This is a genomic window from Anaerococcoides asporogena, from assembly GCF_029590275.1.
Taxonomy (GTDB): domain Bacteria; phylum Bacillota; class Clostridia; order Clostridiales; family Clostridiaceae; genus JG1575.
Window position 1 is genome coordinate 1,958,745 of sequence record NZ_CP120965.1, and the last position, 25,423, is coordinate 1,984,167.

The 25,423-nt window shown below is 52.6% G+C and carries 21 protein-coding genes; 1 reads left to right on the forward strand and 20 read right to left on the reverse strand.

Features of this window, described 5'->3' with window-relative positions:
• Positions 1 to 177 precede the first annotated feature (177 nt).
• From P6M73_RS09175 to P6M73_RS09270, 20 genes are all read right to left on the reverse strand, one after another.
• A complete protein-coding gene (locus P6M73_RS09175) occupies positions 178 to 1,221 on the reverse strand; it encodes an alpha/beta hydrolase (protein WP_277852756.1) in 1,044 nt (347 codons plus the stop codon).
• A gap of 29 nt (positions 1,222 to 1,250) precedes the next feature.
• Positions 1,251 to 2,321, reverse strand: coding sequence for a dual-specificity RNA methyltransferase RlmN (gene rlmN / locus P6M73_RS09180; protein ID WP_277852757.1), 1,071 nt, complete (start codon positions 2,319 to 2,321; stop codon positions 1,251 to 1,253).
• 313 nt (positions 2,322 to 2,634) lie between these two features.
• Positions 2,635 to 3,570 (reverse strand): hypothetical protein, encoded by a 936-nt coding sequence (locus P6M73_RS09185; RefSeq protein ID WP_277852758.1) that lies wholly within the window; start codon positions 3,568 to 3,570, stop codon positions 2,635 to 2,637.
• 1,067 nt (positions 3,571 to 4,637) lie between these two features.
• On the reverse strand, positions 4,638 to 5,165 hold the full coding sequence (locus tag P6M73_RS09190; protein WP_277852759.1) for a hypothetical protein: 528 nt from the start codon (positions 5,163 to 5,165) through the stop codon (positions 4,638 to 4,640).
• Between the two features lie 1,011 nt (positions 5,166 to 6,176).
• Positions 6,177 to 6,683: a ferritin-like domain-containing protein gene (locus tag P6M73_RS09195; protein WP_277852760.1), complete on the reverse strand. Its 507-nt coding sequence runs from the start codon at positions 6,681 to 6,683 to the stop codon at positions 6,177 to 6,179.
• Positions 6,683 to 9,352, reverse strand: a complete 2,670-nt coding sequence (gene fdhF / locus P6M73_RS09200) for a formate dehydrogenase subunit alpha (protein ID WP_277852761.1) — start codon at positions 9,350 to 9,352, stop codon at positions 6,683 to 6,685. The genes P6M73_RS09195 and fdhF overlap by 1 nt, the downstream gene beginning before the upstream one ends.
• A 3-nt stretch (positions 9,353 to 9,355) precedes the next feature.
• Positions 9,356 to 10,312, reverse strand: coding sequence for an NADH-quinone oxidoreductase subunit G (locus P6M73_RS09205; RefSeq protein ID WP_277852762.1), 957 nt, complete (start codon positions 10,310 to 10,312; stop codon positions 9,356 to 9,358).
• 10 nt (positions 10,313 to 10,322) lie between these two features.
• On the reverse strand, positions 10,323 to 12,140 hold the full coding sequence (locus P6M73_RS09210) for an NADH-quinone oxidoreductase subunit NuoF (protein WP_277855754.1): 1,818 nt from the start codon (positions 12,138 to 12,140) through the stop codon (positions 10,323 to 10,325).
• 53 nt (positions 12,141 to 12,193) lie between these two features.
• The gene (locus P6M73_RS09215) at positions 12,194 to 12,733 is read right to left on the reverse strand and encodes an NADH-quinone oxidoreductase subunit NuoE family protein (protein ID WP_277852763.1); all 540 of its coding nucleotides are present in this window, start codon (positions 12,731 to 12,733) and stop codon (positions 12,194 to 12,196) included.
• A 158-nt stretch (positions 12,734 to 12,891) separates the two neighbouring features.
• Positions 12,892 to 13,293 carry a hypothetical protein gene (locus tag P6M73_RS09220; protein WP_277852764.1) on the reverse strand — a complete coding sequence of 134 codons (402 nt, stop codon included), beginning with the start codon at positions 13,291 to 13,293 and terminating at the stop codon, positions 12,892 to 12,894.
• On the reverse strand, positions 13,280 to 13,825 hold the full coding sequence (locus tag P6M73_RS09225; RefSeq protein WP_277852765.1) for an MOSC domain-containing protein: 546 nt from the start codon (positions 13,823 to 13,825) through the stop codon (positions 13,280 to 13,282). The genes P6M73_RS09220 and P6M73_RS09225 overlap by 14 nt, the downstream gene beginning before the upstream one ends.
• 317 nt (positions 13,826 to 14,142) lie before the next feature.
• Positions 14,143 to 14,643: a cyclic pyranopterin monophosphate synthase MoaC gene (moaC, locus tag P6M73_RS09230; protein ID WP_277852766.1), complete on the reverse strand. Its 501-nt coding sequence runs from the start codon at positions 14,641 to 14,643 to the stop codon at positions 14,143 to 14,145.
• A gap of 2 nt (positions 14,644 to 14,645) precedes the next feature.
• Positions 14,646 to 15,596 (reverse strand): GTP 3',8-cyclase MoaA, encoded by a 951-nt coding sequence (gene moaA / locus P6M73_RS09235; protein ID WP_277852767.1) that lies wholly within the window; start codon positions 15,594 to 15,596, stop codon positions 14,646 to 14,648.
• On the reverse strand, positions 15,577 to 17,478 hold the full coding sequence (locus P6M73_RS09240; protein WP_277852768.1) for a molybdopterin biosynthesis protein: 1,902 nt from the start codon (positions 17,476 to 17,478) through the stop codon (positions 15,577 to 15,579). Before P6M73_RS09240 ends, moaA begins: the two co-directional genes overlap by 20 nt.
• Positions 17,475 to 18,692 (reverse strand): molybdopterin molybdotransferase MoeA, encoded by a 1,218-nt coding sequence (locus P6M73_RS09245; RefSeq protein ID WP_277852769.1) that lies wholly within the window; start codon positions 18,690 to 18,692, stop codon positions 17,475 to 17,477. Before P6M73_RS09245 ends, P6M73_RS09240 begins: the two co-directional genes overlap by 4 nt.
• The gene (locus tag P6M73_RS09250; protein ID WP_277852770.1) at positions 18,689 to 19,321 is read right to left on the reverse strand and encodes an ATP-binding cassette domain-containing protein; all 633 of its coding nucleotides are present in this window, start codon (positions 19,319 to 19,321) and stop codon (positions 18,689 to 18,691) included. Before P6M73_RS09250 ends, P6M73_RS09245 begins: the two co-directional genes overlap by 4 nt.
• A complete protein-coding gene (locus P6M73_RS09255; protein WP_277852771.1) occupies positions 19,312 to 20,010 on the reverse strand; it encodes an ABC transporter permease in 699 nt (232 codons plus the stop codon). The genes P6M73_RS09250 and P6M73_RS09255 overlap by 10 nt, the downstream gene beginning before the upstream one ends.
• 251 nt (positions 20,011 to 20,261) lie before the next feature.
• On the reverse strand, positions 20,262 to 21,140 hold the full coding sequence (locus P6M73_RS09260; RefSeq protein WP_277852772.1) for an ABC transporter substrate-binding protein: 879 nt from the start codon (positions 21,138 to 21,140) through the stop codon (positions 20,262 to 20,264).
• A 130-nt stretch (positions 21,141 to 21,270) separates the two neighbouring features.
• Complete coding sequence (fdhD, locus tag P6M73_RS09265; RefSeq protein WP_277852773.1) at positions 21,271 to 22,803, reverse strand: formate dehydrogenase accessory sulfurtransferase FdhD; 1,533 nt, start codon at positions 22,801 to 22,803, stop codon at positions 21,271 to 21,273.
• Entirely contained in the window at positions 22,727 to 23,299 is a 573-nt protein-coding gene (locus P6M73_RS09270) for a MogA/MoaB family molybdenum cofactor biosynthesis protein (RefSeq protein ID WP_277852774.1), read from the reverse strand. Before P6M73_RS09270 ends, fdhD begins: the two co-directional genes overlap by 77 nt.
• A gap of 591 nt (positions 23,300 to 23,890) precedes the next feature.
• Here P6M73_RS09270 and P6M73_RS09275 point away from each other — a divergent pair.
• Positions 23,891 to 25,228, forward strand: coding sequence for an MATE family efflux transporter (locus P6M73_RS09275; protein ID WP_277852775.1), 1,338 nt, complete (start codon positions 23,891 to 23,893; stop codon positions 25,226 to 25,228).
• The last annotated feature ends 195 nt before the right edge of the window (positions 25,229 to 25,423 follow it).

Below are 25,423 nucleotides of genomic sequence, written 5' to 3' on the forward strand. Positions count from 1 at the left end.
ACTCTTCTTTTTCCCTTCTCTTCTATCGGTCATTCACTTTAGTCAATTTCTCACTTGTCGATGTCTCTGTATTTCAACTTTTCTCTATTGTCGTCCTTGTTCTTCTTTCAGATTCATAGGAATGTCCATCCAACCAAAGGTCAATGATGCGAAGAAATGAGTTTGGCTTCAGGGCTGTTAGCCTTCACTTGTCCGAAAGAACTGATCCATCGAGTCATATAAATCCTGGCTCTCTTTGCGCTGAGGCTGTGTCACCATGAAAATGTGATTCAAAGGTTTTCTGATTCGAAAAGGGTAATCATGTAACCGGAGTTTGATGTTTGCCTGCTTGATTTTTTGTGCAAAGTCGATCCCTTCACGGTGAAACATGACATCATTTCCACTGGTTGCCAGCCATACAGGCGGTAATTGCGGGATTAACTGCAGGGGGTCGGTCATAAAGTCTGTCAGTTGCCCGCTCTTCTCCCGAATGGCTTGAGTCTGTAGAGACTGTTGAGAAAATGGATTTTGTCCCAATGGATTTGATTCAGATTGGCGGCTGCATCCGAGATAATGCGGAATGAAATTCAGGATGTCTGTTCGTCTGGTTCTTACCATGGGGTGAATCAGGCTGATCGCCCGAATTCGGAACGAATGCCTGATATTAAATAACGGAGCTGATTCCCCTTTGCCTGTAGTCAAAACCCCCAACAGAAGCAGACACAGCAGTCCACCGGCGGAATCTCCTTTCAGGTAGACTCTCTCCCAATCGATGTCGACTGGCAATTGCTCAAGCCTCGCCAAGGATGACAGAATGACTTGAATCTGCTCTGTCACCGTGGCCTGAGGGATCAACGGGTAATCCAGCACCGCCACGGCATATCCGCGCACTGCCATTTCCGCGGCAGTCCACTGATTGAGTTCCTTGCTGCCATAGACCAGCCCGCCGCCATGCAGATCAATGACCAGTGGACAGGCTTTCTCTTTTTTTACTGGTAGGTACAGATCGAAGAGATAAGCTTTATCTGACTTTTCGGAGCCTCCGACATTTTTCATTATGGTTACTTCAGGATAATGAAACTGCTGAAACGCCAGTCGCGGCGCGTCTGCCACTTTTAAAAAATACCGCACCAGCCTGATGCGGGGATCGAATTTCATTTTCATATTATATTCCTCCCGCCTAAGCCATTCTGGTGATGCAGCAACCTCCGCTGGGTCCTCATTTTTCGGATGGATCATCATCCCTGGAACAATCCCGGAGGTTCCCGCCACTATTTGCCAAGCACCTGATCATGTTTCAGCTGCTGGCTGCGGAGCTGACCGCAGGCACCCTCAATGTCTCCGCCCATTTCCTTGCGCCGGATACAGTTGACTCCACTTTGCATCAGGAGATCAAAAAACCTGGAGATGTCTTCTGAATCACTGCGCTCAAACTCTTTTTCCTGAACCGGATTGTAGGGAATCAGATTGACATAGCCTTTTTTACCCAGTGGACGAATCAGTTTCGCCAGCTCCAGGGCATGTTCCGGCTTATCATTGATGCCCCGAATCAAAATATATTCGAAGAAGACCCGGCGGTTTGTCAGCTGGATGTATTCTTTCAGCGCATCCATCAATTCTTTGATCGGATACGCCCGGTTGATTCTCATCAATCGGGATCGAATTTCATCGTTGGGTGCATGGAGCGAAACCGCCAGGTGAACCGGCAGACCTTCCCGGGCAAACTGCCGGATTTTCGGTGCCAGACCGCTGGTCGATACCGTGATGTGCGATGGCGTGATGCACAGCCCTCTCTGATCTGTCACAATGCGCATTGCACGCATCACTTCGTCATAATTGTCAAAGGGTTCGCCGATCCCCATTACCGTAATATGCGAGACGCCGGCACTGGATCCGCGGCTGGTCAGCCACCGTTCCACCTGGAGGATTTGAAGAACAATCTCCCCCGCCGTGAGATCCCGCTGCTTGGTTAGTAAGCCGCTGGCACAGAACTGACAGCCCATGTTGCAGCCGATCTGAGTGGTGACACAAACCGCTTTGCCATACCCCTTCGGCATCAGAACTGTTTCGATCAGGCAGGCATCCGTCAGACGGAACAAGAATTTGGTTGTCCCATCTTCTGCTTCCTGGATCGTTACTTCTTCCAGCGGTTGAAAAGTAAAATGCTTTTCCAGAAAATCCGCCAGGCGCGGCGGAAGATCCGCCATCTCCCGGAAGGATGTCACTTTATGCTGGTACAAATGCTGCCAGATCGAATCTACCCAGCCTGCTTTCTGCTGCTGTGTCTTAAGCCAATCAGCCAGTTCCAGCCTTGTTATTCCGTATATCAGTTGTTTTTCCATATTTTCTCACTCTCGTAGTAATCAGACGGTCTATCCCCCGATTGATAATCCCTGAAGTCACTTCATCGAATCCACATCGGATGAGATTGTTCACCCCTGCAAGCTGTTCGTGGGATAGTCTCCTGTTTCATTCTTTTCTTAATGGGAGCTGATGAGTCTCTTACGTTAAATTATATCATGAGCCTTCAAGCCGATAATCTCATAGAATCATGCTGGAACGCTGAAAAGCACCGCATGAGCGGTGCCTTTCTAGCTGGCTGATTTTTTCCGAATTTAAAACTCTGAATTTAATACTGTTAAGCCCAGTCCTTTCTCAATCCGCATTGGACAGGTTATCAAACACATGATCCGGTCTTAGTCCCAGATCAATGATGCTGTCAAACCCATCAACCCGGAACCAGCCGATGGGACCCTCCCCGTCTTCCTTGCCGTCACTGCCTCGGATCTGAACCCACTCTTTGTTATCACTGGCCAGGAACTCGACCTTTTGAGGTGCCAGTTTCATGAAAGGTGCTGCATCACCCCGATTCATGTAGATGGGCAGCATGACTTTCAGGTAGATCTGCTCCATATAGGTATACTTCTTTACCGGGTACACCTGGTCCGGTACTGGTTCAATGGTGTTGTCCGGCGTCAGGCGCCAGGTTGCTTTGCCAAACCAGGTTTGGAGAAGACTGAATCGCATGATTCCAAAAATGTGGCCTTCTCCGTCAAATTGTTCATCCGCATCAGGAATGTTCGTCGGAATTTCGCCTATTTTTTCAAGTGCCCCTTCCTTCCAGGTATAGAAGTAAGTGACAGGATCATCGCTGGGGCCTCTGACCATCAGGCCGATTTCCCGCTGTTCATCCAGATAATTGATGTCAGTAATCAGGAACTCATCCAATATTGGATCATCATCCTCAAAGAAGTCTTCCTCAACTACCGATCGGCAGCTCACATTATTAATCGTAAAATCAGTTGTGCTTAATCGGATCGTTTCAAGTTCTCCATCGAAATCAAGATCCATCTGGATGTCATCTTCGGCCGGGTAATAAGCGGCAACCATTTCGGGCTTGGGCACGACAGCAACGCGATTTTGAATAGGTGCTGAGACCGGCAAGGGAGCTGAAGGAACAGCAGGCTGGACAGCAACTGAGCGGTCAGGCAGTTCTCCTGAACTTGCTGCTTGATTTGGAGCAGGACCAGTACAGGCTGTACCAATCATCAGGAAACAGAAAATGGCTAAAACTCGATTCGCTTGTTTCATAATGGAACCCCCTTGTGACTCCGTAAAAAGATTCTAAATCATTGATCACATGCTCTTTCAAGTTGGAAGAGGATCAGAAGAATCCGAGTATTGAAACCTTATTCTATTGAGTTCTATTGCGTTCTATTATGTTCTATTGCGTTCTATTGAGATCTATTATGTTCAATGAAGTAATTTTTCGAAGAAAGACAATTCTAATGGGATGCCAAGTATTTTTTGTATATCCCCTACCTTCTTTTTATACCATATAACTGGTAAATGCAATCCCCTGTCCAACCCGGCCAGAGGCAGCTGTTCTATAATCGCTGAAATCATAAACAACTGCAATGCAAACTTATTATCACCATTCCAATCTATTATATATTTGTAATTAATATATTTTTATAAACTGGATCAGGGAATTAAGTTTATGAGATAAATTAACGAATTTTAATATGAAACAATTCTTAATACTAAAATCTTTCTGAATATAAGATGAACTTACGGATATATATCGAAATCAATCCACATACGAAAAGATAATAAGAAGGATACGTAATATCAACAAATTCCAGAAAATGGACTCCGAAAAACCTATAATATTATAGATGACCGCAAACAATAAAAAATAAGCCTTGGTATCTATATTTTGCATAAATTGATTTTATTTTCCATTATTAATTTCCCTTAAAATACAATAGGATCAAATAAATATGATGTTAATATTATTGATTCAACTTGACCCTCAGAAAGAACTGGAGCTCATCGTTCAATCTCACAGGTTTTGGATTGACCCAAAATAACTTATACAAATACGACAGACGGAAAATATCATCCGCGTACTTCATCCACACTCATATTATCCTTCAATTGAGATTTTAAAGTAAAAAGTCTCCTAAAGCAGGCATGCGAAAAGAGCAATTCTGCTTTAGGAGACTTATGCCATGTTTAGGGAAGGGAGTTAGTTGCGTCTCTCACTTCATCTTGGGGCAATTCGACCCGTTTTCATAATTCACCACAATTTCTTGACAATAAAATCCAGCAGGAAGGACCGAGCAGGAAATCGAACAGAATGTGATTGAGAGGTATCATTTCTTAATTGGAATATAGCAGGCTATCGCAGCATAGTTAAAAGGCATCGAAGCAATCGTTCCATCAACATTTATGATGACTTTGGAGTCATCATTCGGTGAGTTCGGATTTTCATAGAAATACTCGATGTTGATTTTCAAAGCTTTCCACTCGTTGTTCTGTTGAATCAGGTAAAGCCCCTGCTCCAAAGGTCCCATTCTGGAAGCTGCAAGTTGCTCGATGGCATGCTGATGAGCCTCGGCAGGTATATAAATAATGCCGGGTGATAATTTATCTCCGGTTTGAAAGGTTTTAAACGGAACTAATCCGGACTTCTGACCATCTTTCATTTCCAGCGTTGTTCGAAATAGCCTTTCGGCACCTTCTTCGTTGGTCAACTTTTCATAGCCATCAGGGAGAATGAGTTCATCCGCGTAACCAGCTGTTTCAAGATCGATTTCCGGTTGATTCTGACATCCAGCTGTTAATGATGTACAGCCTATGCAAATGCCGATCAATATAATTCTGAAAAAATTGATTTTCATCGCTAATAAGTTCCTTTTTACTCATATTTCCGTTCGAAACGAATCGGACTTTTAACCATCACGTATTCTATGACATTTTTGGTCGAAGTTAACCACCGTGAAGACCAGTGCTCTAGAATGAAACCAAAGTCATTAATTGTTATGGAATCCATCGTTACAGGTAGTGTTCTACCCCCTTCCTAATTGAAAAAACAAGATTCCTGGCCAAGGAATTGGAGACAGCTAAGAGAACAGCGGCAGATCCGGATTTTATTCGAAGACGAAGTCTTTCCGAAGGAACGCAACCGGGATAAACAGAATCAAATTTTCAGGCTTTTAATTCATCTTAAAACAATACATTCACATCTTCAGTAATCGAGATCGGGGAAGACTCAATACGATCAATTAAATGTGAGTATAGTCCATGCCTGAAAAACAACTCTTAAATTGATCAAACTATAGCACTATTAAATAATTTTGTGAATAGTTTTTCATAAGATGCACGCAGTAGTTGTCAAACACGCAAATTATTTCTTTGTTATTTCAAAGGGGATTCTTAATATTAATAATTAGTTAAGATTCTAACGCTCATTTTTCATATTTGATTTCGCAATGCACTTCAGCCTTTTCTTAATCAGCTAACTTGTATTTCGATCCAATTTTGATCCACTCTCTTCGTTAAGGTCCAGGGGCGAATGACCTCCAACCACCAAATACGGATTCGTTGAAAAACTTAACTTCGTATATCGATCAATTTGGTCAAGATTTCTATTATAGGAATTGTACTTCACGTCTATTGACTCAATTCAAGAGAAAGAACCATGAGGCAAGCGAAGGCATATATTTGTGCAAGAAAAGAAAAAGTGCACAGAAAATAATACTGAGAAGCTGCTGCCTGGTTGTACAACCAGGCAGCAGCTTCTCAGTATGGGGTTTTACCACTTAACGTTCGATCTTGCCATAGACCTTGCTACAGCTTCAGTTGCCCGTAAGGACCTCGCATTCTTCTGGCCTTGGGAACAGGCTGACTGCCTATCCACCCCAGGGAAGATTGAGGTATTCTTTCTTGAGCCGGTCGTATTCGCGCCGGAACAGCGTCTCATGCCCCTGCTCCCAGTCGGCCAGGCGCTTCAGCAGAGTCTTGACATTCTCGTCTTCAACCATGTCCTGGGCTTCCCCATAGAACTCCTTGAAATCCCGCTCGATGAGATAGGCCATGCGCAGAATCGTCAGATCCGGTACATCCGATTCCACCAGCGTGGTGTCCAGGGCTTCTGATCCCTGACGCTGCTGGAAAATCGTGGACTCATCCCGTTTCAGGACCTCTTCATTGACCTGGAAGCCTTCGGGGTTGGCGGTATACTGGTCCAGTTCTTTTTTAATCAGGTTATAGTGTTCCTGCTCCACTTCAGCCAGGTTCAGAAATATGGCCTGGGTGGTGGGATTGGTGAACTGACTGGCCTTTTCCTTGAAAAAGTTATGGCCGGCCAGTTCCATGTCCAATGCATACTTCAGAATATTGATGACTTTGTGATCCATCAGTTCTTCTCCTTTTCCAGGCGCACCGCGCACACTTTCAGTTCCGGAATCTTGGCAATGGGATCCAGCGCGGTGTTGGTCAGTACATTAGCTCCCTCGGCAAAATGGAATGGCATGAAGATGACTTCATCCTCGATGATGTCCGTAACCCGAACGGTGGTGGAAATCTCTCCCCGACGGGAGTAGAGCTTAATCCGGTCGCCGGTTGCCAGGCCATGGCGCGAAGCCGTTTCCGGGGCAATCTCGACATAGGAGGATCCCGTCAGTTCATTGAGCCCCTCGGTTTTGCCCGTCATGCTCATGGTGTGGTACTGGTAGAGAATCCGACCTGTGGTCAGGATATAGGGATATTCGACATCCACCGGCTCCATGGGTTCCTTGTAGTCCACCGGGACAAACAGTCCCCGGCCGCGGGCGATTTTGCCCTGATGCAGGAATTTGGTTCCAGGATGCTCCGCACTGGGACAGGGCCATTGCAGCCCGACCTGGTCAATACGGGAATAGTCTATGCCGCGGTAGGACGGTGTCACCTGGGCGATCTCCTCAAAGATCCGGGACTCGTCCACATAAGTCTTGTCATAACCCAGGCGGTTCATGACTTCCATGAAGATCCGCCAGTCGGGCCGGGACTGACCACGCGGTGAAACGGCCTGACGGACGCGCTGGACCCGCCGTTCAGTATTGGTAAAGGTTCCGTTCTTTTCCGCAAAGGATGCCGCAGGCAGTACCACATCGGCATACTCCGCGGTTTCTGTCAGGAACAGATCGTTGACGATCAGGAAATCCACATGTTCCATAGCATGGCGCACATGGTTCGTATCAGGGTCTGAGACCACCGGGTTCTCACCAAATACCCAAAGCAGTCGGACTTCATCCTTGAGCACGGAGGAAATGACTTCAGGGAGTGTCAAACCGACTTTTCCGGACAGCGGTCGTCCCCAGTAGGCTTCAAACGCGGACTGAACTTCCGGCTTGAACACTTTCTGATACCCGGGCAGATCAGCTGGCAGACAGCCCATGTCACAGGCTCCCTGCACGTTGTTCTGACCGCGCAGCGGATTGATTCCGCCGTTTGGCTTGCCCAGGTTGCCCGTCAGCATGGCCAGGTTCGACAGCGCCATGACGCCGTTGGTACCCGTGGCATGCTGGGTGATGCCCATGGCATAGTAGATCCCGGCGGATTCAGCCTCTCCGTAGATGTGGGCTGCCCGGACAATGTCCGCAGCCGGAACGCCGGTGATCCCAGATACCCATTCGGGCGTATAACTCTGAAGGAATTCCTTGAGTTCTTCAAAATCTTCTGTCTGCGTCTGAATGAACTCCTCATCGAGCAGACCGTCCCGGATGATGACATGAGCCATTCCGTTGATCAGCGCGATGTTGGTGCCCGGCTTGAGCTGGAGGAACACATCCGCCCAGTCAGCCATTTCAATGCGGCGGGGATCCGCTACGACAATTTTTGCACCCTTGTTCTTCGCCCGCTTCATCAGCGTCGCAATGACCGGATGATTTTCCGAAGTATTGGTTCCAATGAGGAACAGCGCATCGTTGTCCATGGTCTCCGCGATGGAGTTGGTCATGGCGCCTGAGCCTAATGTTGTTGCAAGACCTGCAACGGTAGAGGCATGTCAGAGACGGGCACAGTGATCGACATTGTTCGTCCCGATCACGGCGCGCAGGAGTTTCTGGAACAGGTAGTTGTCCTCATTGGTCGCCCGGGCCGATGAAAAGCCGGCGATGGCATCCGGACCGGATTCAGTCCGAACCTGTCGGATCTTCTGAGCAATCAGATTCAGCGCTTCATCCCAGGAGGCCGGTTCCAGTTTTCCCTCACGCCGGACCAGCGGCGTGGTCAGACGGTCGCGATGGTTGATGAAATGGTAAGCAAACCGTCCCTTGACGCACAGGAGTCCGTCATTGGGCACCGTATCGAAGGCCGGTTCCACGCCGACCACCTGGTCGCCTTTGGTTAACAGGTCGATCTGGCAGCCCACGCCGCAGAAGCTGCAGGTGGTTCGAGTTCGTTTCAGATCCCAGCGCCGGTAGCCTCCGGATTTCTCCATCAGGGCTCCGGTGGGACAGACCGCGACGCAATTGCCGCAGGAGACGCAGGGTGAGTCTGCCAGAAGCCCGCCGCCGGCAGCAGCCACCTTCGTGACAAATCCGCGGTCCTTCAGGCCGATGGCGTTGGTGCACTGCAGTTCCTGGCAAACCCGGACGCATTTGCCGCACAGAATACATTTGTCCGCGTCATAGTCATAGAATTTATTGGAGGTGTCCATTTCAAAGTGTTTTTGCGCCCCGCTGCGGTAACTCCCTTCCTTCACGTCATACTCATAGCAGTAATCCTGAAGGTCGCAACTGCCGGATTTCTTGCAGGTCAGGCAGTCATTGGGATGATTTGAAAACAGCAGGTCCAGCACCTGACGGCGGCCTTTGACGACGTGCTCGTTCCGAGTGCTGACTTCCATTCCGTCGCGTACCTGCACGGTACAGGACGTATCCAGCTTGCCCTTGATCTCCACCAGACAAAGGCGGCAGGACCCCGTGGGGTTGAGCCGTTTGTCATGGCAGAGCGTAGGAATATGGATGCCATTGCGCTGACACACCTGGAGAACCGTTTCTCCGCGCTGTGCCTCGTAATGGACTCCATCAATGATGATCTGCATGTTCTATTCCCCCTGTTCGGGTTCGGTGCAAAAACGCTCCAGCAGTCCGTCCAGCTCCAGGGCCTGCGGCCAGGAAACTTCCTGGAAGCGTCGTCCGTCCGGGGTCTCCACCTTACGGTAGGCTTTGGGCAGCTCCGTATTATGTCTGGCTTCAGTAAACAGGCGTCCCCTCAGGCAGAGCGGCCGGCCGTTGGTCGGCTTGCGCGGGCGAATGACCTTTTTCCCGTTCTTATCCAGTAAGTCAAAGTTGCAGCCGTAATCACAGGATTTGCACTTGATAATCGAATGCTGCCCCTCCCAGCTGCGGATGCGGGCCTCGTAACTGCGCCGGTCGATCAGCGCGCCCACCGGACAGATGACGACGCAGCGATTGCACGATACACAGGTTGATTCCTCCAGGGACTGATTGGCATCGGCGGAGATTTTCGTATGAAAGCCCCGTCCGGCATAGCCCAGGACATTGCGGTCGGGAATGGCGGCGCAGGTGCGCACGCATTTGCCGCAGAGAATGCACTTGGATTCATCCCGCAAAATATACGGGCTGCTGGTATCCGTCCAGCCGGCCAGACCGGTGCCCCGGCGGTCGCCTTCATGCTCCCGGAATCTGACGTCATAACGGTAGGCGTACTCCTGGAGCAGGCAGTCCCCGGCTTTCTCACAGGTGAGGCAGTCATTGGGATGATTGTCCAGATACAGGCGCAGGATACTCCGGCGCGTTTTTACCACGCGCTCGGATTCAGTGTGAACCACCATGCCGCTGCGCACCACGGTGGAACAGCTGGTTTCCAGACCGTGGCGGCCTTCAATTTCAACCAGGCACATCCGGCAGGAACCGTCGATGGCCAGATTTTTGTCATAGCATAACGCGGGAATCTCGATGCCGTTGTCGCGGCAGACTTCTATGAGGAGGGTGCCCTCCTTGGCTTCCACAGCCCGGCCGTTGATTGTTAAATGAACCATAATACCCTCCTTACCTGCGAATGACTGCGCCGACCGGGCAGACTTCCGCACAGGTGCCGCACTTGATGCAGGCCTCCTGATCGATGACATGGAGCTGCTTGACGGTGCCGGAAATGCACGACACCGGACAGTTTCTGGCGCATTTGGTGCAGCCGATGCACTGATCGGTGATGAAATACGTTGTCAGTTCGGTACAGACGCCGGCCGGACATTTCTTATCAACGACGTGCGCGTGATATTCGTCGGCAAAGTTGGCCATGGTTGAGAAGACCGGGTTCGGGGCAGATTCGCCCAGACCGCACAGGGAAGCATGAGCTACCGTTTCGGCCAGTTCGTGCAGGGTTGTGAGATCTTCCTCCACTGCCTTGCCTTCTGTGATCTTCTCCAGAATTTCCAGCATGCGCTTGGTGCCTTCCCGGCAGGGGGTGCACTTGCCGCAGGATTCTTCCACGATGAAGTCCATGTAGAAGCGCGAAACGTCCACCATGCAGGTGTGGTCATCCATAACGATCATGCCGCCGGATCCCATCATGGAACCGATGGAGGTCAGGTTGTCAAAGTCAATGGGCGTATCCAGGTGGGCCGCGGTGATGCAGCCGCCGGACGGTCCGCCGGTCTGAACTGCCTTGAACTGACGGCCATTGGGAATGCCGCCGCCGATTTCATAGATAATCTGACGCAGCGTCGTACCCATAGGCACTTCCACCAGTCCGACGTTGTTGATGTTGCCGCCCAGGGCGAAGACTTTCGTGCCGGGGCTCTTTTCGGTGCCGATGGTTCGGAACCAGTCCGCTCCCTTCAGGATAATCGGCGCAATATTGGCATAAGTTTCGACATTGTTCAGTACCGTGGGCTTCAGCCACAGTCCGGCCTGAGCCATCCGGGGCGGCTTGACCCGGGGCATGCCGCGGTGTCCCTCAATGGACTGAACCAGAGCAGTGCCCTCGCCGCAGACAAAAGCGCCGGCGCCCAGACGCAGTTCCAGTTCAAAATTAAATCCGGTCCCGAAAATGTTCTGCCCCAGAAGACCGTAGGCTTTGGCATTGGCAATGGCTTCATTGAGCCGGTGCACCGCGCCCGGATATTCAGCCCGGACATAGATGTATCCCTGATCCGCGCCAACGGCATAGCCGTTGATGATCATGGCCTCAATGACGGAATGAGGATCCCCTTCCAGCACGGACCGGTCCATGAATGCGCCTGGGTCTCCCTCATCCGCGTTGCAGACGACGTATTTCTGATCCCCGACCGCTTCCCGGGTGTACTGCCATTTGAGTCCCGTGGGGAAACCGGCTCCGCCGCGTCCCCGCAGCCCGGACTTCTTGACTTCTTCAATAACTTCCTCGGGCGTCATGGCTGTCAGCACTTTGTGCAGCGCCTGATAGCCGTCCATGGCGATGTATTCGTCCAATGACTCCGGATTGATGAGTCCGGTATTGCGCAGGACGATCTTTTTCTGATACTTGTAAAACGGTGCTTCGTGCAGCGGCAGGAACTTGTCTTCCAGGATATTGGCCGGGTAGATCAGGTCCTTCACCGGTGCGTCGCCGATCAGGTGTTCCTCAAAAATCCGCTGAGCGTCCTCCGGCTTGATTCGGGAATAGAATGTCCCTTCCGGATAAACCACCAGAATAGGTCCGGCAGCACAGAATCCGAAGCAGCCGGTCCGTTTGATGCTGATCTCGTGTTCGAGTCCGCGCTCTCTGACCAGATCCTGGAGCCGCTCCATGACCTTGTCTCCTTTGTTGGAAGAGCAGCCGGTGTCACGGCAGACCATAACTTCATACTTATAGCCGCCGGGAGTCCGCTTGCCCAGGCGGGCAGACATCGCTTCCAGCGTTCTGGCCTGAATCTGATTCAACTGTTCAATTGTCATCATGGCTATTTCCCCTCCCCGGCCAGAAACGCTTCCGCTTCCAGTTTGGCTTGCTCATCGTATTTCAGATGCTTGAGCAGTTCAATCACATCTTTGGGCAGCAGACGGCCGTGCACTTCATGTCCCACCGTCATCACCGGGGCCATGCTGCAGGCACCCAGACAGCGTGTTGTGGATACTGACACCCGTCCGTCCTCGCTGGTATGCCCGGCCTTGACACCAGTCACCATCTGAATCTCTTCCAGCACTTTTACTGCGCCTTTGACATAGCAGGCAGTTCCCATGCAGACCGAGATCTGGGTCTTGCCTTTCGGGATTTCGGTAAAGCGGGAATAGAACGTAATAACCCCGTAAACTTCAGCCATCGGGATCTTCAGTTCCGTGGAAATCAGCTCCTGGATTTCCGGCGGAATAAATCCATACGTATCCTGGGCATGATGCAGAGCCTGCATCAGCTGACCGGCCTTCCCCTTGAGCGGTGCCAGAAAGTCTTTAAAGTCACGGAGCTCCTGAGCCCGTTCCTGCGGATCAAAGTATTTTGACATCTTGTTCCCCCTTGCAATGTCTTAATGAATTTTCCTTGTTTGTTAAGAAATTAATAAATAATTGGAGTTAACCCCATACAATCTATTATACCCTTGAAAAACTGATTGCACAAAACCAATTAATTGTTAATTTGGTAACAATTAATTGGGAGGATGTGTCATTTCAGCACCTGAGCCATCAAAACGATTTCATCTCCAATATGGATCAGGCCTTCCTTAAGCACTTTTAAATAAAGCACCCGGCCATTCAGCCGGCACTTCGCCGGATGCAACGAGCAGCCAGGATAACAGTGCTTTCTTCTGGCCTCCACCCGAAACTGAACTTCGCCGCAGGCAGCCAGGCTTTCAGATGGCAGCAGCACCAGCTCATCTACAATCAGATCTGCCCGGAATTTGCTCGTGCACAATCCGGGCGGATCAGTCGATTTACAGAATCGAACGACGGCCTCATCCGTCAGACTCACCTGACCGTCCCGCAGTCCATCCGCCGACAGGAATAATTCCTTAAGTTCCGTTTCATCCGATGCGGCAGATCCTGAAGCAATTCTAGTTATCTTCATCAGATGCCAGACGAATCGCATCTCCCGGGCGGATCGTGCCGCCCCGGATCAGCCGGGTGAATATGCCTTCCCGCGGCATGACGCAGTCCCCCACCAGCTGACGGATGGCACAGCCAGTGTGGCATTCCTTGCCGATCTGGGTTACTTCCTGAATCGTTTCACCGATGGCCAACCGCGTGCCCACCGGCAGCTCATGCAGAATGATGCCCTGAGTCGTCAGGTTTTCCGCAAAAGACCCGATGGCCAGTTCGCCGGCCCCCTTCCGGCTCATTGCTCCATAAGACTCGATGGCCAGCAGCGAGACCATCCGGTGCCAGGCTCCCGCATGGGCATCACCCTTGAGCCCAAGATCCACCACGAACTCACCCTGCTCTACCGGGATTTTGACAACTCCCTTGGTTTCGCTGATATTGACACTGATTACTTTTGCGTCCGGAGCAATCAGTTCCGAAACATCACGCTTCTTGCCCAGCGCAATGAAGCGGTCTGGTTCCTGTCCCTCAGTCAAAGAATTCTTTTCATGCTTATCCATTCTATTTTCTCCCATTGTTTCTCATTTCCTTTGATAATTCTCAAGCGTCCCGTCGGTTGAAGCTGCTATTCTGCTGAGTTATCGTTCAGAAGCTGCTGCTTAGTTATCATGTTTTTTCAGCTTCTTCTTGGAGGAATTTTACATTATCACGCGATTCAGAATCGCATGCAGCATTCAAACTATTAAAATCGGATGTTATGGTTTCAAATTCTCTTTGGTGTCACGATGAATTGATCTGCAGCTCAGAACCGTTTGTCTGGGCTTATTTCTCCTCGTTCCGGGAGTTCAGCAACCTGTCGATTCCGTGCCCTCGATCATTATGTTTCGGTGTCGGCACGGTCGGGTGTTTTATCGTCTCGCTCAAAGGTGCCGGATTTGCCTCCGGTTTTGCGCAGCAGGCAGATGTCCTGGATTTCCATGGTCTTGTCGATGGCCTTGCACATGTCATAGATCGTGAGCAGTGCCGCGGATACGGCGGTCAGAGCTTCCATTTCCGCTCCGGTGGGGCCCTGGGTATGGATAGTGGCCTGGACGGCAACGCCGGTTGAGGTGATGTCAAAGGACAGATCCACGCCGCGCAGGAGAATGTTGTGGCACAGGGGAATCAGATCGGGTGTCTTCTTGGCTGCCATAATTCCGGCGATCTGGGCGATGCCCAGGACATCGCCTTTGGCCAGGGAACCTTCGCGGATCCGGGCAATGGTTTCAGGCTGGAGAGTGATGCGGCCGCTGGCGATCGCTTCCCGGTGCGTATCGGCCTTGTCCGCCAGATTCACCATTCGGCCGCGGCCGTCTTCGTTCAGATGAGTGAATTCCATGATTATCCTCCGATTTCGTTCATGTTGGTTCCGGCATCGCTTTTCAGATCAAGGTGATGGGACTGGGGCTTTTGATCAACCAGACGCAGGATTTCCTGTTTCAGCTGGTCGGGGTCATGCAGGAAGCTCTTCAGATTGCCTACTTCCCCGGCATGCAGACACAGTCTGAGCCGGCCGGAAGCCGATACCCGGATCCGGTTGCAGTCCGAGCAGAAATTGCAGCTGACCGGATTGATGAAGCCGACTATGCCGGGGTAGCCCGGCTTTTGGAAGCGGCGGGCCACCGAGTGGTCATAGGACTGCAATTCGATGAAATCCGGATAGCGCTCGATGATTTCACTCACGGGCATGAACTGGGCCTGTTTGCCCTCGGCCTGGCCGATGGGCATCAGTTCGATGAACCGCACATGGATGGCGGGATTTCGGGTGAGCTCAATGAAATCATCCGCTTCTACATCGTTGAAGCCCCGCATCAGGACCACATTCAGCTTCACCGGGGTGAGCCCCTCTGCCAGAGCCGCTTCGATGCCGGCCAGGGCATCGCTGAGTTCTCCGCCCCGGGTGATTTCCCGATACTTGGCCGCGTCCAGCGTGTCCAGGCTGATGTTGACCCGGTCAAGCCCGGCTTCTTTGTATTCTTTCGCTTTGTCCCGGAGCAGAATGCCGTTGGTAGTCAGCACCACCTGCTCGGCACCCATGACCTTCAGTTCCCGGATTATTTCCGAAAGGTCTCCCCGCAGCGTCGGTTCCCCGCCGGTGAGTCGGACCTTGGTCACGCCCAGCTCAAGAAAGGCCCGGGCCAGTGTCAGAATCTCCTGCTTCGTCATGATCTCATCCGGCCGGATCATGGGAATGCCCTTTTCCGGCATGCAGTAGGTGCAGCGGAGATTGCACCGGTCCGTGACGGACAGGCGAAGGTAGTTCAGTTTTCGGTCATATCGATCTTTCAACATCGTCTGCCTCCAAAATCATGCCCAGATCATCCGTCAGGTAACCACCCCGCTCCTCCAGTTCCTGCCGGAAGCTGTCAGAGCGCAGATAGCCCAGGAAGGCTTGAATCCGTTCATCCTCAAGATTGTCCCGGGCAACCAGGAAATCATAATGTTCCTGCCCCAGCGGAATGAAGTCCAGGTTCAGCGCCAGCGCTGCCGAAAGAACCCCGGCACCGGCTGTGGCATTGCCCTGGGCAACGGCGGCCGCAACCGTGGTATGCGTCGTCGCCTCCCGCTCGTACCCCTGGATCTGCTCCGGATTGATTGCCTCCTGCCGCAGCAGGTGATCCACGAAAATCCGGGTACCCGAACCGCGCTGGCGGTTCATGAAGAGAACGTCGGGACGCGTCAGGTCATGGATCGAATGAATGCCGTCCGGATTGCCTTTTTTCACCATAAGACCCTGAATTCGGCCGGGACCGCGCAGCAGGACATGGGTATTACCCGGGAAGTATTTTTTGAGTAAATGCAGATTGTAGGAACCATCTGTCTCATCCAGTACATGAACCGGAGCCAGCAGAGCTTCCTGATTGCGCATGGCCAGGACGCCGCCCATGGATCCCACATGCGTGGAGTTAATGGGCATGCGGTCCCCCAGCAGGTCAATGCAGATATCATGGGAACCGGTGATGGTCAGCCGCTCATGTACCTCGTCCAACGTCCGCAGGAGCCGGACCCGGATGGTTTCGCCGCGGGACAGACCTTCGTCCTGCTGTTCGATGATGCCGATGCCGTCGCTGCGCACCAGGCTCATGGAGACACCTGCGCCACTTCGCGAGGGTGTGGCCCGGTAAATGCCGTCTTCGTAGTGGAGACTGACCCGTATATATTCCTTGTTTTTCAGGGACGAATGCACATCCGCTGTCAGAATGGCTTCGACGAAGGTATCTTTCACCGGCCGGGCCGTCAGACGGGCCAGTACCGGGGCAGCGAATTCCTGGAAGCTGATGTAGCTTGATACCGGATACCCCGGAATTCCGATGACCGGCGTTGTTCCAACCTTTCCTAGAATCGACGGTTTACCCGGTTTTATAGCAATGCCATGGACGATGACTTCTCCCAGTTCCGCCACCGCCCGGGCTGTAAAGTCCTTTGTTCCGGCGGATGAGCCGGCTCCGACCAGAACCAGGCCCGACCCGACAGCCGCCTGGGCAATGGCTGATTTAATCCGGTCATATTCATCCGGGATCGGATCCCAGCGCCGGACCACACCGCCGGCTTCTTCCACCAGCCCTTTCAGCATCCAGGAATTGGAATCGGGGATATGTCCTTTGGTGACTTCTTCCGGAGTTTCCACCAGCTCCGTACCGGTGGGCAGGATAGAAACCACGGGACGCCGGATGACCTCCAGCTCGGAAATGCCCCCCGCAATAAGGGATCCCAGATCAAAGGGCCGGATGACATGCGCCCGGGGCAGGATCATTTCCGTCGCGACAATGTCCTCGCCGATGGGCCGAACGTGCTGCCAGGTAATGGCCGGCTGATAAATCAGAAGATCCTGACCGTCCTGGATCAGATCTTCCTTCATGATCACGGCATCAAAGGGGTCTTCCACCGGATTGCCGGTATTGACGAACACAAAGTTGTCCCCTTCCACCAACCGCACCGGTGCCTGCGGGCGGGCGCTGCGGGTCACTTTGGAGACCACCGCGGCCCCGTCCATGGCGGCACAGTTAAAGGCCGGCGAGGACAGAACGGCCTGCACCGCTTTGGCTGTCACTCGGCCCAGACTCTCGGTAACCGGCACCTGTTCCGTCGCCGGCTGCAGCTCCAGAGCACCCAGATAAGCCGATCTGGCCTCTTCCTCCCGGGTATTTCCGATATATCGCTTTTCATTCATCATAATAAAATCACATCCACTACAGTGCCCGCGTCCAGGCCTTCCGCTTCCTCTGGGATCAGGGTGAACCCCTGAGCCTGAGTCAGCTGGCTGACCAGTGCGGAATTGGAATAATACGGCTGACAGAATAATTCCCCATCCTGTTCGGATAAGGTCAGGAACTGACAAGTGAGGCGTCCCGGCTGTGAGGGAAAATTCACCCGGGTCCGGGCTTTCACCATGACTCGGGGAACCTGGCTGCGGGTCTGTTCCCTGAAAAAGTCGGTTACCAGGGTTTTAAACAGCATCATGGCAGAAACCGGATGCCCCGGCAGTCCGATGACTGCTTTGCCCTGGATCGAAGCGCCGATGGTGGGCTTGCCCGGCTTGATCCGGATGCCGTGGAACAGGATGTCTCCCCCCAGATCGAGGATGGCCTGTTTGGTGTAGTCGCGTTCTCCGGCGGAGCTGCCGCCGGACAGAAGCACCAGATCTGCCTGATCCAGGCCCTGGCGAATAGCGCTGCGGATTTCTTCCAGATCATCCCGCACCAGGGTTGTTCCCACGGGATTCAGTCCGGTTTCCCGGCACAGGGCCGCCAGACTGTGGGAGTTAATATCCCGGATCTTGCCATCGGTCAGTTCCTCCTGGGGGGAGGCAAACTCATCACCGGTGGAAATAATGATCACATTCGGCCGCTTCAGGACTGGCACCTGCAGCTGGTTCAAACTGGCCAGGGCCGCGATGTCCTGGCTCTTGAGGCAATGGCCCTTTGGCAGAACCAGCTGACCCTGGGCCACATCTTCTCCTTGGAGAACCAGATTGCTGCCAGGCGGAACACTTTTCTGAATCAGAACCAGGTCATCCAGCACCCTGGTATCCTCGATCATGACCATGGCGTCGGCCCCCTGGGGGACCATGCCGCCAGTGGGCACATACAGAGTTGCCTCCGGGGTGACCTGGGTCGTGGTCATTGTGCCGATGGGGATGCTGCCCAGTGATTTCAGCACCACCGGAATGGACTCCGAAGCGCCCTGGGTGGTCAGCGAGACGACGGCATAGCCATCCACCGTTGACCGGTTATAGTACGGGATATCCTCTGAAGCCAGCAAATCGGCAAACAGGCACCGCCCCAGGGAATCTTCCAGTTTGACCATTTCGTTCTCGCGGGGGAGCGTGCAGTGCTGATTCAGGAGATTCACTGCCTGATCCAGACTGACGGTTTTTAAGAATTTCATGTTCGCAGCTTGCCTCCTTCCAGGTAGTGCAGTTTCATCATCGGATGCTCCAGTTCACGGTGCGAAATCATCAGAATCGTTGTGTCGTATTGTTTCTGATGTTCCAGAATAAGGGCCAGGGATCGCTCGCGCGAGGCGGCATCCATGGCTGAGAACGGTTCGTCCAGCAGGAGAACCGGTGTTTTCATGGCCAGACCCCGGATCAGGGATATTTTCTGTGCTTCGCCCAGACTGCAGTTGGTAGCTTTTTGCTGGAGCAGAGGATCCAGGGGCAGGTAATCCAGATAAAATGCCAGGTCCTGCCGGATGGCTGCTTCAGTCGTCCCCTTCAGGCGCAGCGGATAGGCCAGATTGTCCCAGACTGAGCGATGCAGCATGACGGGCTGCTGAAAGACGCATGTCACCGTGCGGCCATCGGCCGGGATGGCGCGAAGATCGGTGCGGCCCACTGTGACCCGGCCGGAGTACTCCTCATCCAGGAGACAGAGAATCTCAAACAGCGTGCTCTTTCCGGCGCCGTTGGCGCCGCAGATCTGATGAATCGCTCCTCCTTCAAAAACATGATGCGGAACGTCCAGAATCCGGCGCTGGCCGTAGCTTTTTTGCAGATCATCGATCGTTATTTCCATTGGCTTTCTCCCTGAATCAGCAGAACCACCAGATTGATGGCCAGCGTCATGACGAACAGAATGATGCCCAGCGCGATGGACAGGCTCTGATGGCCCATGGACGTATACATGGAAATGGCAGTGGTCATCACCCGGGTACTGTGCCGGATGTTTCCTCCGACGATCATGACGGTTCCCACTTCGGCAATGGCCCGGGAAAAAGCGGTCATGACCGTAGCGGTCATTTCCGGGGTCAGTTCCCGGATCAGCAGACGGATGATCTGCCCATTGTTCGCTCCGCTGGTTTTCGCCAGCCGCAGGATCGAGCGTCCCTCCCGCCGGATAATGGTCATGGTCAGTGCGCAGACCACCGGCAGAATCAGAAAGAACTGGGCAATCACCATGGCCTGGGGCGTATACATCAGCCCCAGAGCTCCCAGCGGTCCGTTGCCGGATATGACCAGCACCACCAGCAGTCCGACAATGACCGAGGGCACTCCCATCAGGATATAGGACAGGCGGGTGGTCCATTCCCGCAGCCACCCGCCCCGTAAATAAATTAACAATGTAAGGGGGATCATCAAAGCGGCAGCCAGAAGGGTCGCCGCTCCGGAAACCGCCAAAGAGAGACCGGCAATGCCGGCTATTTCAGGATTCCAGTGGAGAATCAGTTCAAATGCCTCTTGAATTCCGTCCCAGATTGATGTCATTGTTTTCCTACTCTCCTTGCGGTGTTCCTGGGTTTCTCTTCCCTTGGCCCTCTTCGAAGAGCTGCCATGAATGATCCTGTCCCGGATGATATTGAGATCCACTCACTGAGTGACTCAGGGAGCATGCGGTCGTTTGCTTCGTGTATTGGCTGCTGCTCAGCATTTTCTTCTGTCAGCGGTTCCGGGTTGATGTTGCGGCTGAGTATCTCTTTCGCCCGTTCCAGAGAGGATTGCCATGCAAGGTGAAAATCTTATTTGAAGGTTCCCGGGAAGAATAACTGCTGTCCATACTGGGTCTTGCCGTATTCCTTGATCAGCGCCGTGGCCTCGTCCGACAGGATCCATTCGATGAAGACTTTGGCGCCTTCCGGATTTTTCACGGTGACTTTGTCCTTATTAAGCTCAATGATGCCGTACTGATTAACCAGCTCCTTGGATGGCTCAGAAACCTCCTCCAGCTTGGTGGTGTCCTTGGTCGCCAGGAAGGTGGAGCGGTCGGTAATGGTCAGCCCCTTCTTTTCGGCTGCCATGTTCAAAGTTTCAGCCATGCCCTGGCCAATCGAGAAGTACCAGTCGGAGCTTCCTTCCGGCAGAGTCACACCGGCGGCCTTCCAGGTTTTCTTTTCAAAGCTGTGAGTGCCGGATTCATCTCCGCGGGAGATAAACGGAAGTTTTTTCTCAGAAATGACTTTCAGCAGATTGACGATGTTCTTTTCCGTTCCAACGGACGCCTTGACCTCAGCCGCTCCTACCAGTAGGAAGTCATTGTACATCAGATCGTAGCGCTTAATGCCGTAGCCGTCTTTGACAAACTGTTCTTCCTTGGTTTTATCATGAACCATCAGGACATCGGCATTGCCTGCCTTGGCAGCGTCAATGGCCGCTCCGGTACCCAGAGCCACGACTTTGACTTCGATACCCTTGGCCTTTTTGAATTCGGGCAGCAAATAATCCAGAAGACCGGAATCGCGGGTGGAAGTCGTTGTTGCCAGAATGATTTCCCCTTCCGCTTTGGCTGGTGTTGTGGTTCCGGCAGCGGATGAGCCAGCGGTAGTCGACGGGGCAGTAGCCTGGCAGGAAGCCAGAAGCATTCCGGTGAGCAGCAGAGTCGTGATCTTGATGTGTTTCATAATATCCTCCGATGGGTTAATAATGGCTGAGTGGGCGTCAGAGCGCCCAACCAATTGCATTAATTATACCTCATTCTGCATAATATTGACAGGTTAATAAAATAACAAGGGATATCAGATGATTTTCGATCTATGTCGAAGGGTTTCCTGGTGAGATCGTTCCCGATCCCGGATCCAGCCGGTGGCCCCTGTTCAGGTGATAGACATTGAGACGATCCCCGCGGATAAATCCCATCATGGTCAGATTATGCTCCTTCGCCAGACGAATCGAACGGTCGGTGGGAGCAGACCGGGAAAGCAATGCAGTAACCGGTGTTTTCAGTACTTTCATGGTCATTTCGGAAGCCATTCGGCCGGACAGAAGAATCAGGCAGGACGACAGGTCGCGGCCGTCCCGCAGAGCCTGACCGATCAGCTTGTCCAATGCATTGTGTCGGCCGATGTCCTCCTGAAAAGCTACCATCGCATCGTGCTGGATCAAGGCACAGGCATGGCTGCCGCCGGTCCGGGCAAACAAGGCCGAAGTATCCTGAAACGCCGCCGAGATCCGGGTAATGTGTTCAAGATTCAGCACCAGTTCGGCATCGGGCCGGGTCAGGCTTCCGGCAAAAGGCAGATCCGGGCGGGCAGTGCCGGATGTGGTGATGATCGGCTGGTTTGCCCGCTCTCGGGGAGCGGTTTCCCGGAGCTGAACTTCAAGTTGCAGATGAATCCCCAGGTCGTCCGCCCGCCGGATGTTGATCTGAGCAATCTGAGAAGCAGACTGAATCAGGCCCTGGGCATACAGATTGCCCGTGATCAGCTCCTCCAGGCAGCAGGGGGTCGCATACATGGTCTGAAGGTACTCTCCATTCAGGGAGACCGTCAGTTCCGCCTCCGTAATGACTTCATCCTCCAATTCGGCCCGGGCTGACCCTTTGCAGCGTATGATCGGGACAGACTGAATCGGCGGAGCGATGGCTTCGGAGAGCTGACTCAGCTGCAGGGCCAGCGGCTCGCTCTGTTCATGGTATTGCCGCAGCTCCCGCTTGTCGTTGATGTTAAAAAAGATGTCCTTCTCCCCCGGTTTGGAAGCATATTCCAGATCAAGGAACTGATGGCTGTCGATGAAACGGCGCAGTGAGCGCCGGGAGCTTTGGATGGACTGTTCCAGTTCCGGCAGCAGGTGGCGTCCGTAAAAGGCGCAGAAAGGCTCCGGTTCACCCGTCACCCGGTTGCGGTTGATCAGCCCGTCGGCACCGCTGGCCTGTGCCATAATAGCTTTCATGCGCCGGATATAGTCCGGATCAATGACCGGCATGTCACAGGCCAGTACCAGGGCATACGCTGATTCCGACGCTTCCAGGCCGGCATGTATGCCTGCCAGCGGACCGGCATCCCGGTACCGATCCGATACGATGGTCGTCCGCTCAATCAGCGGGACGGCCTCCAGTTCAGCCGGTTCATTGGAGACAACAATGACCTGAGGGAACAGCTCCAGTAAAATCGACAGATTCTTTTCCAGCAGGAACTGATCGTTCAGTTTCAGCAGCTGCTTGTCGAAGCCCATTCGCAAACTTCTGCCCCCGGCCAGAATAATGGCAGTATTAGTTGTGCTCATGGTGTTCATGGTGTTCATGGTGTTCATGGTGCACATGGTGTTCGTCGTCCTCATGATGGTCATGCGGATCAGGGACTGCGCATTCTCCATCCCGCCCGGTTAAAATATCCAGCCCGTGGCGGAGCTGATCAATGACGCTTTCTAAATTTTCCCGGCAGGCTTTGGGCGAACCCGGCAGATTGATAATCAGGGTACTGTTGCGTAAAACAGACACCGCCCGGGAGAGCATGGCCCGTCGGGTGACTTTCATGCTGTCATAGCGCATGGCTTCGCTGATTCCCGGAACGTCCCGGGTCATCACTGATCGGGTCGCTTCCGGAGTGACATCCCTCAGCGAGAAACCGGTTCCGCCTGTTGTGAGGATCAGATCCAGACCCTGTTCATCCGCCATCTGTATCAGCTCGGACCGAATCTGGTCATACTCATCCGGGATCAGTCGGTAGGCCGCTACTTCGTAATTGTTCTTCTCCAGAATTTCCCGTATGACCTTCACGGAAAGATCTTCCCGTTCCCCGCGGGATCCTTTGTCGCTCATGGTTAATATGCCTGCTCGATACATGATTTATTCCTCCAATGCTGACTGATCATTATTTAATAGAATTTGCCTGGCTGCCATCTGTTCCCGAATGCTTCCTCGCCGGGCTTCCGCCGGGTACGATTCTGCGATCGATGATGGAAACAATATGAGTCCAATGATTTTATTGTACACGAAATCCCTATTCGGTTGTATCCTTCCGAATAATCGTTGAACCCCCGGCAATTTCCGATCTGATAGGAAGCCCTGACAATTTCCTATCAGAGGAGGAAGCCCTGGATGAACGAGATCCAGAGAAACCCCTGTCAATGGGCAGTTTGTCCTCAGGGCAGATCCGAACCATCCGGATATTCCACCGATTTTTGTATCCTCTCTCGCCAAATCTGTATTCTGTCCGGGCGTCAGAGGTGAAACGTCCATGCTATAGTGTTAATTGGCATTCCGGTGAAATGACTGAATTACTTGAGGTCTGCCAGAATTCTTCGGCTCTACGGGCTTTTGAAGAAAGCTGAGCAGAACGACAACCTCAAACAGGAAAGGGTAATATATATGTCCATCGATAAACCAGGTTCCGCCTCCGGGCTGACCAAATCCCAAATGATCCTGCAGGGTCCAATGTATCAGGTAATCTGGATGATCTCCCTGCCGCTGATTCTCAATAATTTAATTATGACATTCTATAACATGGCTGACGCGGTATTTGTCGGGCAGCTCGGCACGACCGAATTTGCCGCGGTGTCCTTTGTCAATCCGGTCATGTTTCTGTTTCGATCCATCGGCCTGGGAATTCAGATCGCCGGCACCTCGATTCTGTCACAGCTGATTGGACGGGACCGCATTCAGGAAGCGAAAGAGTATGCCTGGCATGTAATTCTGTTTACCGTCGGCATGGGTCTGCTTCTTGGGCTGACCGGCTATCTGACCTCCCCCTGGATTATTTCCTTCATGGGCGGGACCGGCCGCTTCGGTGAACTGTCACTGGTATATCTTCGGTATATTTTTCTGGGTGTACCGCCTCAGATCGTCTTCATGGGCTTTATGGCCATCATGAATGCGCAGGGCAATACCAAATCCACCACTCTGGTCAACTCGGCAGCAGCCCTGGCCAATGTCGTAATGGATCCGTTCTTCATTTTCAGCCGGATTCCGGTACTTGGTCTGCCCGGACTGGGCCTGGGTGTGGCAGGAGCCGCCCTGGCTACTTCTCTGGCTCATGTCTTCCTCATGATCCTTGGCTTTTACGTCATGCGCCGAACTTCCGTAACCCTTCCGATTGCCTTTCGCCATGTTTTCTTTGATCCCAAAAAGCTTAAAAAAATAGTAACGGTCGGTCTGCCCAGTGCGGCCGGACATTCCGGATCTGCCTTCGGCTTTATTCTGATGAACACCTTCATCGCCAAGTACGGTACCTCCCTGATGGCCGCTTTCAGCCTGATCAACCGGATGAATGACATGATCATGATGCCGGCCATGGGCATCGGCTCCGGACTGACATCCATCGTCGGTCAGAATATGGGCGCCGGCAATGAAGAACGCATTCGCGAAGGCTTCATCAAAGCCATTCGTCTGTCCATGGCCATCAGTGTCGTCGGATCGATCCTCATCTTCCTGTTCCGCTATCAGCTCGTCTACTTTTTCACGCCCACTGCTGAGGCGCTGATGGTAGCCCATAGTATGGAATACTTGCTGTACATTCTTCCCACCATCCCGCTGATGGGACTGTTCTCGATTTTCCAGGGACTGTTCCAGGGCTCAGGGCATACCAACCATTCCATGTTCATGGCCATTGGCCGGCTCTGGCTCATTCGCATACCTGCCATCCTGCTGCTGGATCATTTTACCGGGCTTGGCCAGCGCGGCATCTGGATCGCTATGAATCTGTCGAACATCGCAGTCATTGTCTATGGCTTCTGGGTCTACCGGAGCAACCGCTGGACCCGGCAGCTGGTATAACATGATCTCCCGCATAAGTTCTTGGAATCCACTGCAGCCGCAGTGGATTCTGCGCGTTCTCAGGAAAGAAATAAAAAAATCCAGTCATATTTACCTGAGCGTTAATAGATAATGATTTAACAATCGGAATTCATAATTTAACTGCCCCTCGTTATCACCCTTACAATCGCGACGGATTGCGTCCTTCCTTATGTG

Bases quoted from the DNA above. Each gene is read 5' to 3' on its own strand.
- P6M73_RS09175 (WP_277852756.1), bottom strand. From the start codon at position 1,221: ATGATGATCCATCCGAAAAATGAGGACCCAGCGGAGGTTGCTGCATCA.
- rlmN (WP_277852757.1), bottom strand. From the start codon at position 2,321: ATGGAAAAACAACTGATATACGGAATAACAAGGCTGGAACTGGCTGAT.
- P6M73_RS09185 (WP_277852758.1), bottom strand. From the start codon at position 3,570: ATGAAACAAGCGAATCGAGTTTTAGCCATTTTCTGTTTCCTGATGATT.
- P6M73_RS09190 (WP_277852759.1), bottom strand. From the start codon at position 5,165: ATGAAAATCAATTTTTTCAGAATTATATTGATCGGCATTTGCATAGGC.
- P6M73_RS09195 (WP_277852760.1), bottom strand. From the start codon at position 6,683: ATGGATCACAAAGTCATCAATATTCTGAAGTATGCATTGGACATGGAA.
- P6M73_RS09205 (WP_277852762.1), bottom strand. From the start codon at position 10,312: ATGGTTCATTTAACAATCAACGGCCGGGCTGTGGAAGCCAAGGAGGGC.
- P6M73_RS09210 (WP_277855754.1), bottom strand. From the start codon at position 12,140: ATGTCTGCCCGCCTGGGCAAGCGGACTCCCGGCGGCTATAAGTATGAA.
- P6M73_RS09215 (WP_277852763.1), bottom strand. From the start codon at position 12,733: ATGTCAAAATACTTTGATCCGCAGGAACGGGCTCAGGAGCTCCGTGAC.
- P6M73_RS09220 (WP_277852764.1), bottom strand. From the start codon at position 13,293: ATGAAGATAACTAGAATTGCTTCAGGATCTGCCGCATCGGATGAAACG.
- P6M73_RS09225 (WP_277852765.1), bottom strand. From the start codon at position 13,825: ATGGATAAGCATGAAAAGAATTCTTTGACTGAGGGACAGGAACCAGAC.
- moaC (WP_277852766.1), bottom strand. From the start codon at position 14,643: ATGGAATTCACTCATCTGAACGAAGACGGCCGCGGCCGAATGGTGAAT.
- moaA (WP_277852767.1), bottom strand. From the start codon at position 15,596: ATGTTGAAAGATCGATATGACCGAAAACTGAACTACCTTCGCCTGTCC.
- P6M73_RS09240 (WP_277852768.1), bottom strand. From the start codon at position 17,478: ATGATGAATGAAAAGCGATATATCGGAAATACCCGGGAGGAAGAGGCC.
- P6M73_RS09245 (WP_277852769.1), bottom strand. From the start codon at position 18,692: ATGAAATTCTTAAAAACCGTCAGTCTGGATCAGGCAGTGAATCTCCTG.
- P6M73_RS09250 (WP_277852770.1), bottom strand. From the start codon at position 19,321: ATGGAAATAACGATCGATGATCTGCAAAAAAGCTACGGCCAGCGCCGG.
- P6M73_RS09255 (WP_277852771.1), bottom strand. From the start codon at position 20,010: ATGACATCAATCTGGGACGGAATTCAAGAGGCATTTGAACTGATTCTC.
- P6M73_RS09260 (WP_277852772.1), bottom strand. From the start codon at position 21,140: ATGAAACACATCAAGATCACGACTCTGCTGCTCACCGGAATGCTTCTG.
- fdhD (WP_277852773.1), bottom strand. From the start codon at position 22,803: ATGACCATCATGAGGACGACGAACACCATGTGCACCATGAACACCATG.
- P6M73_RS09270 (WP_277852774.1), bottom strand. From the start codon at position 23,299: ATGTATCGAGCAGGCATATTAACCATGAGCGACAAAGGATCCCGCGGG.
- P6M73_RS09275 (WP_277852775.1), top strand. From the start codon at position 23,891: ATGTATCAGGTAATCTGGATGATCTCCCTGCCGCTGATTCTCAATAAT.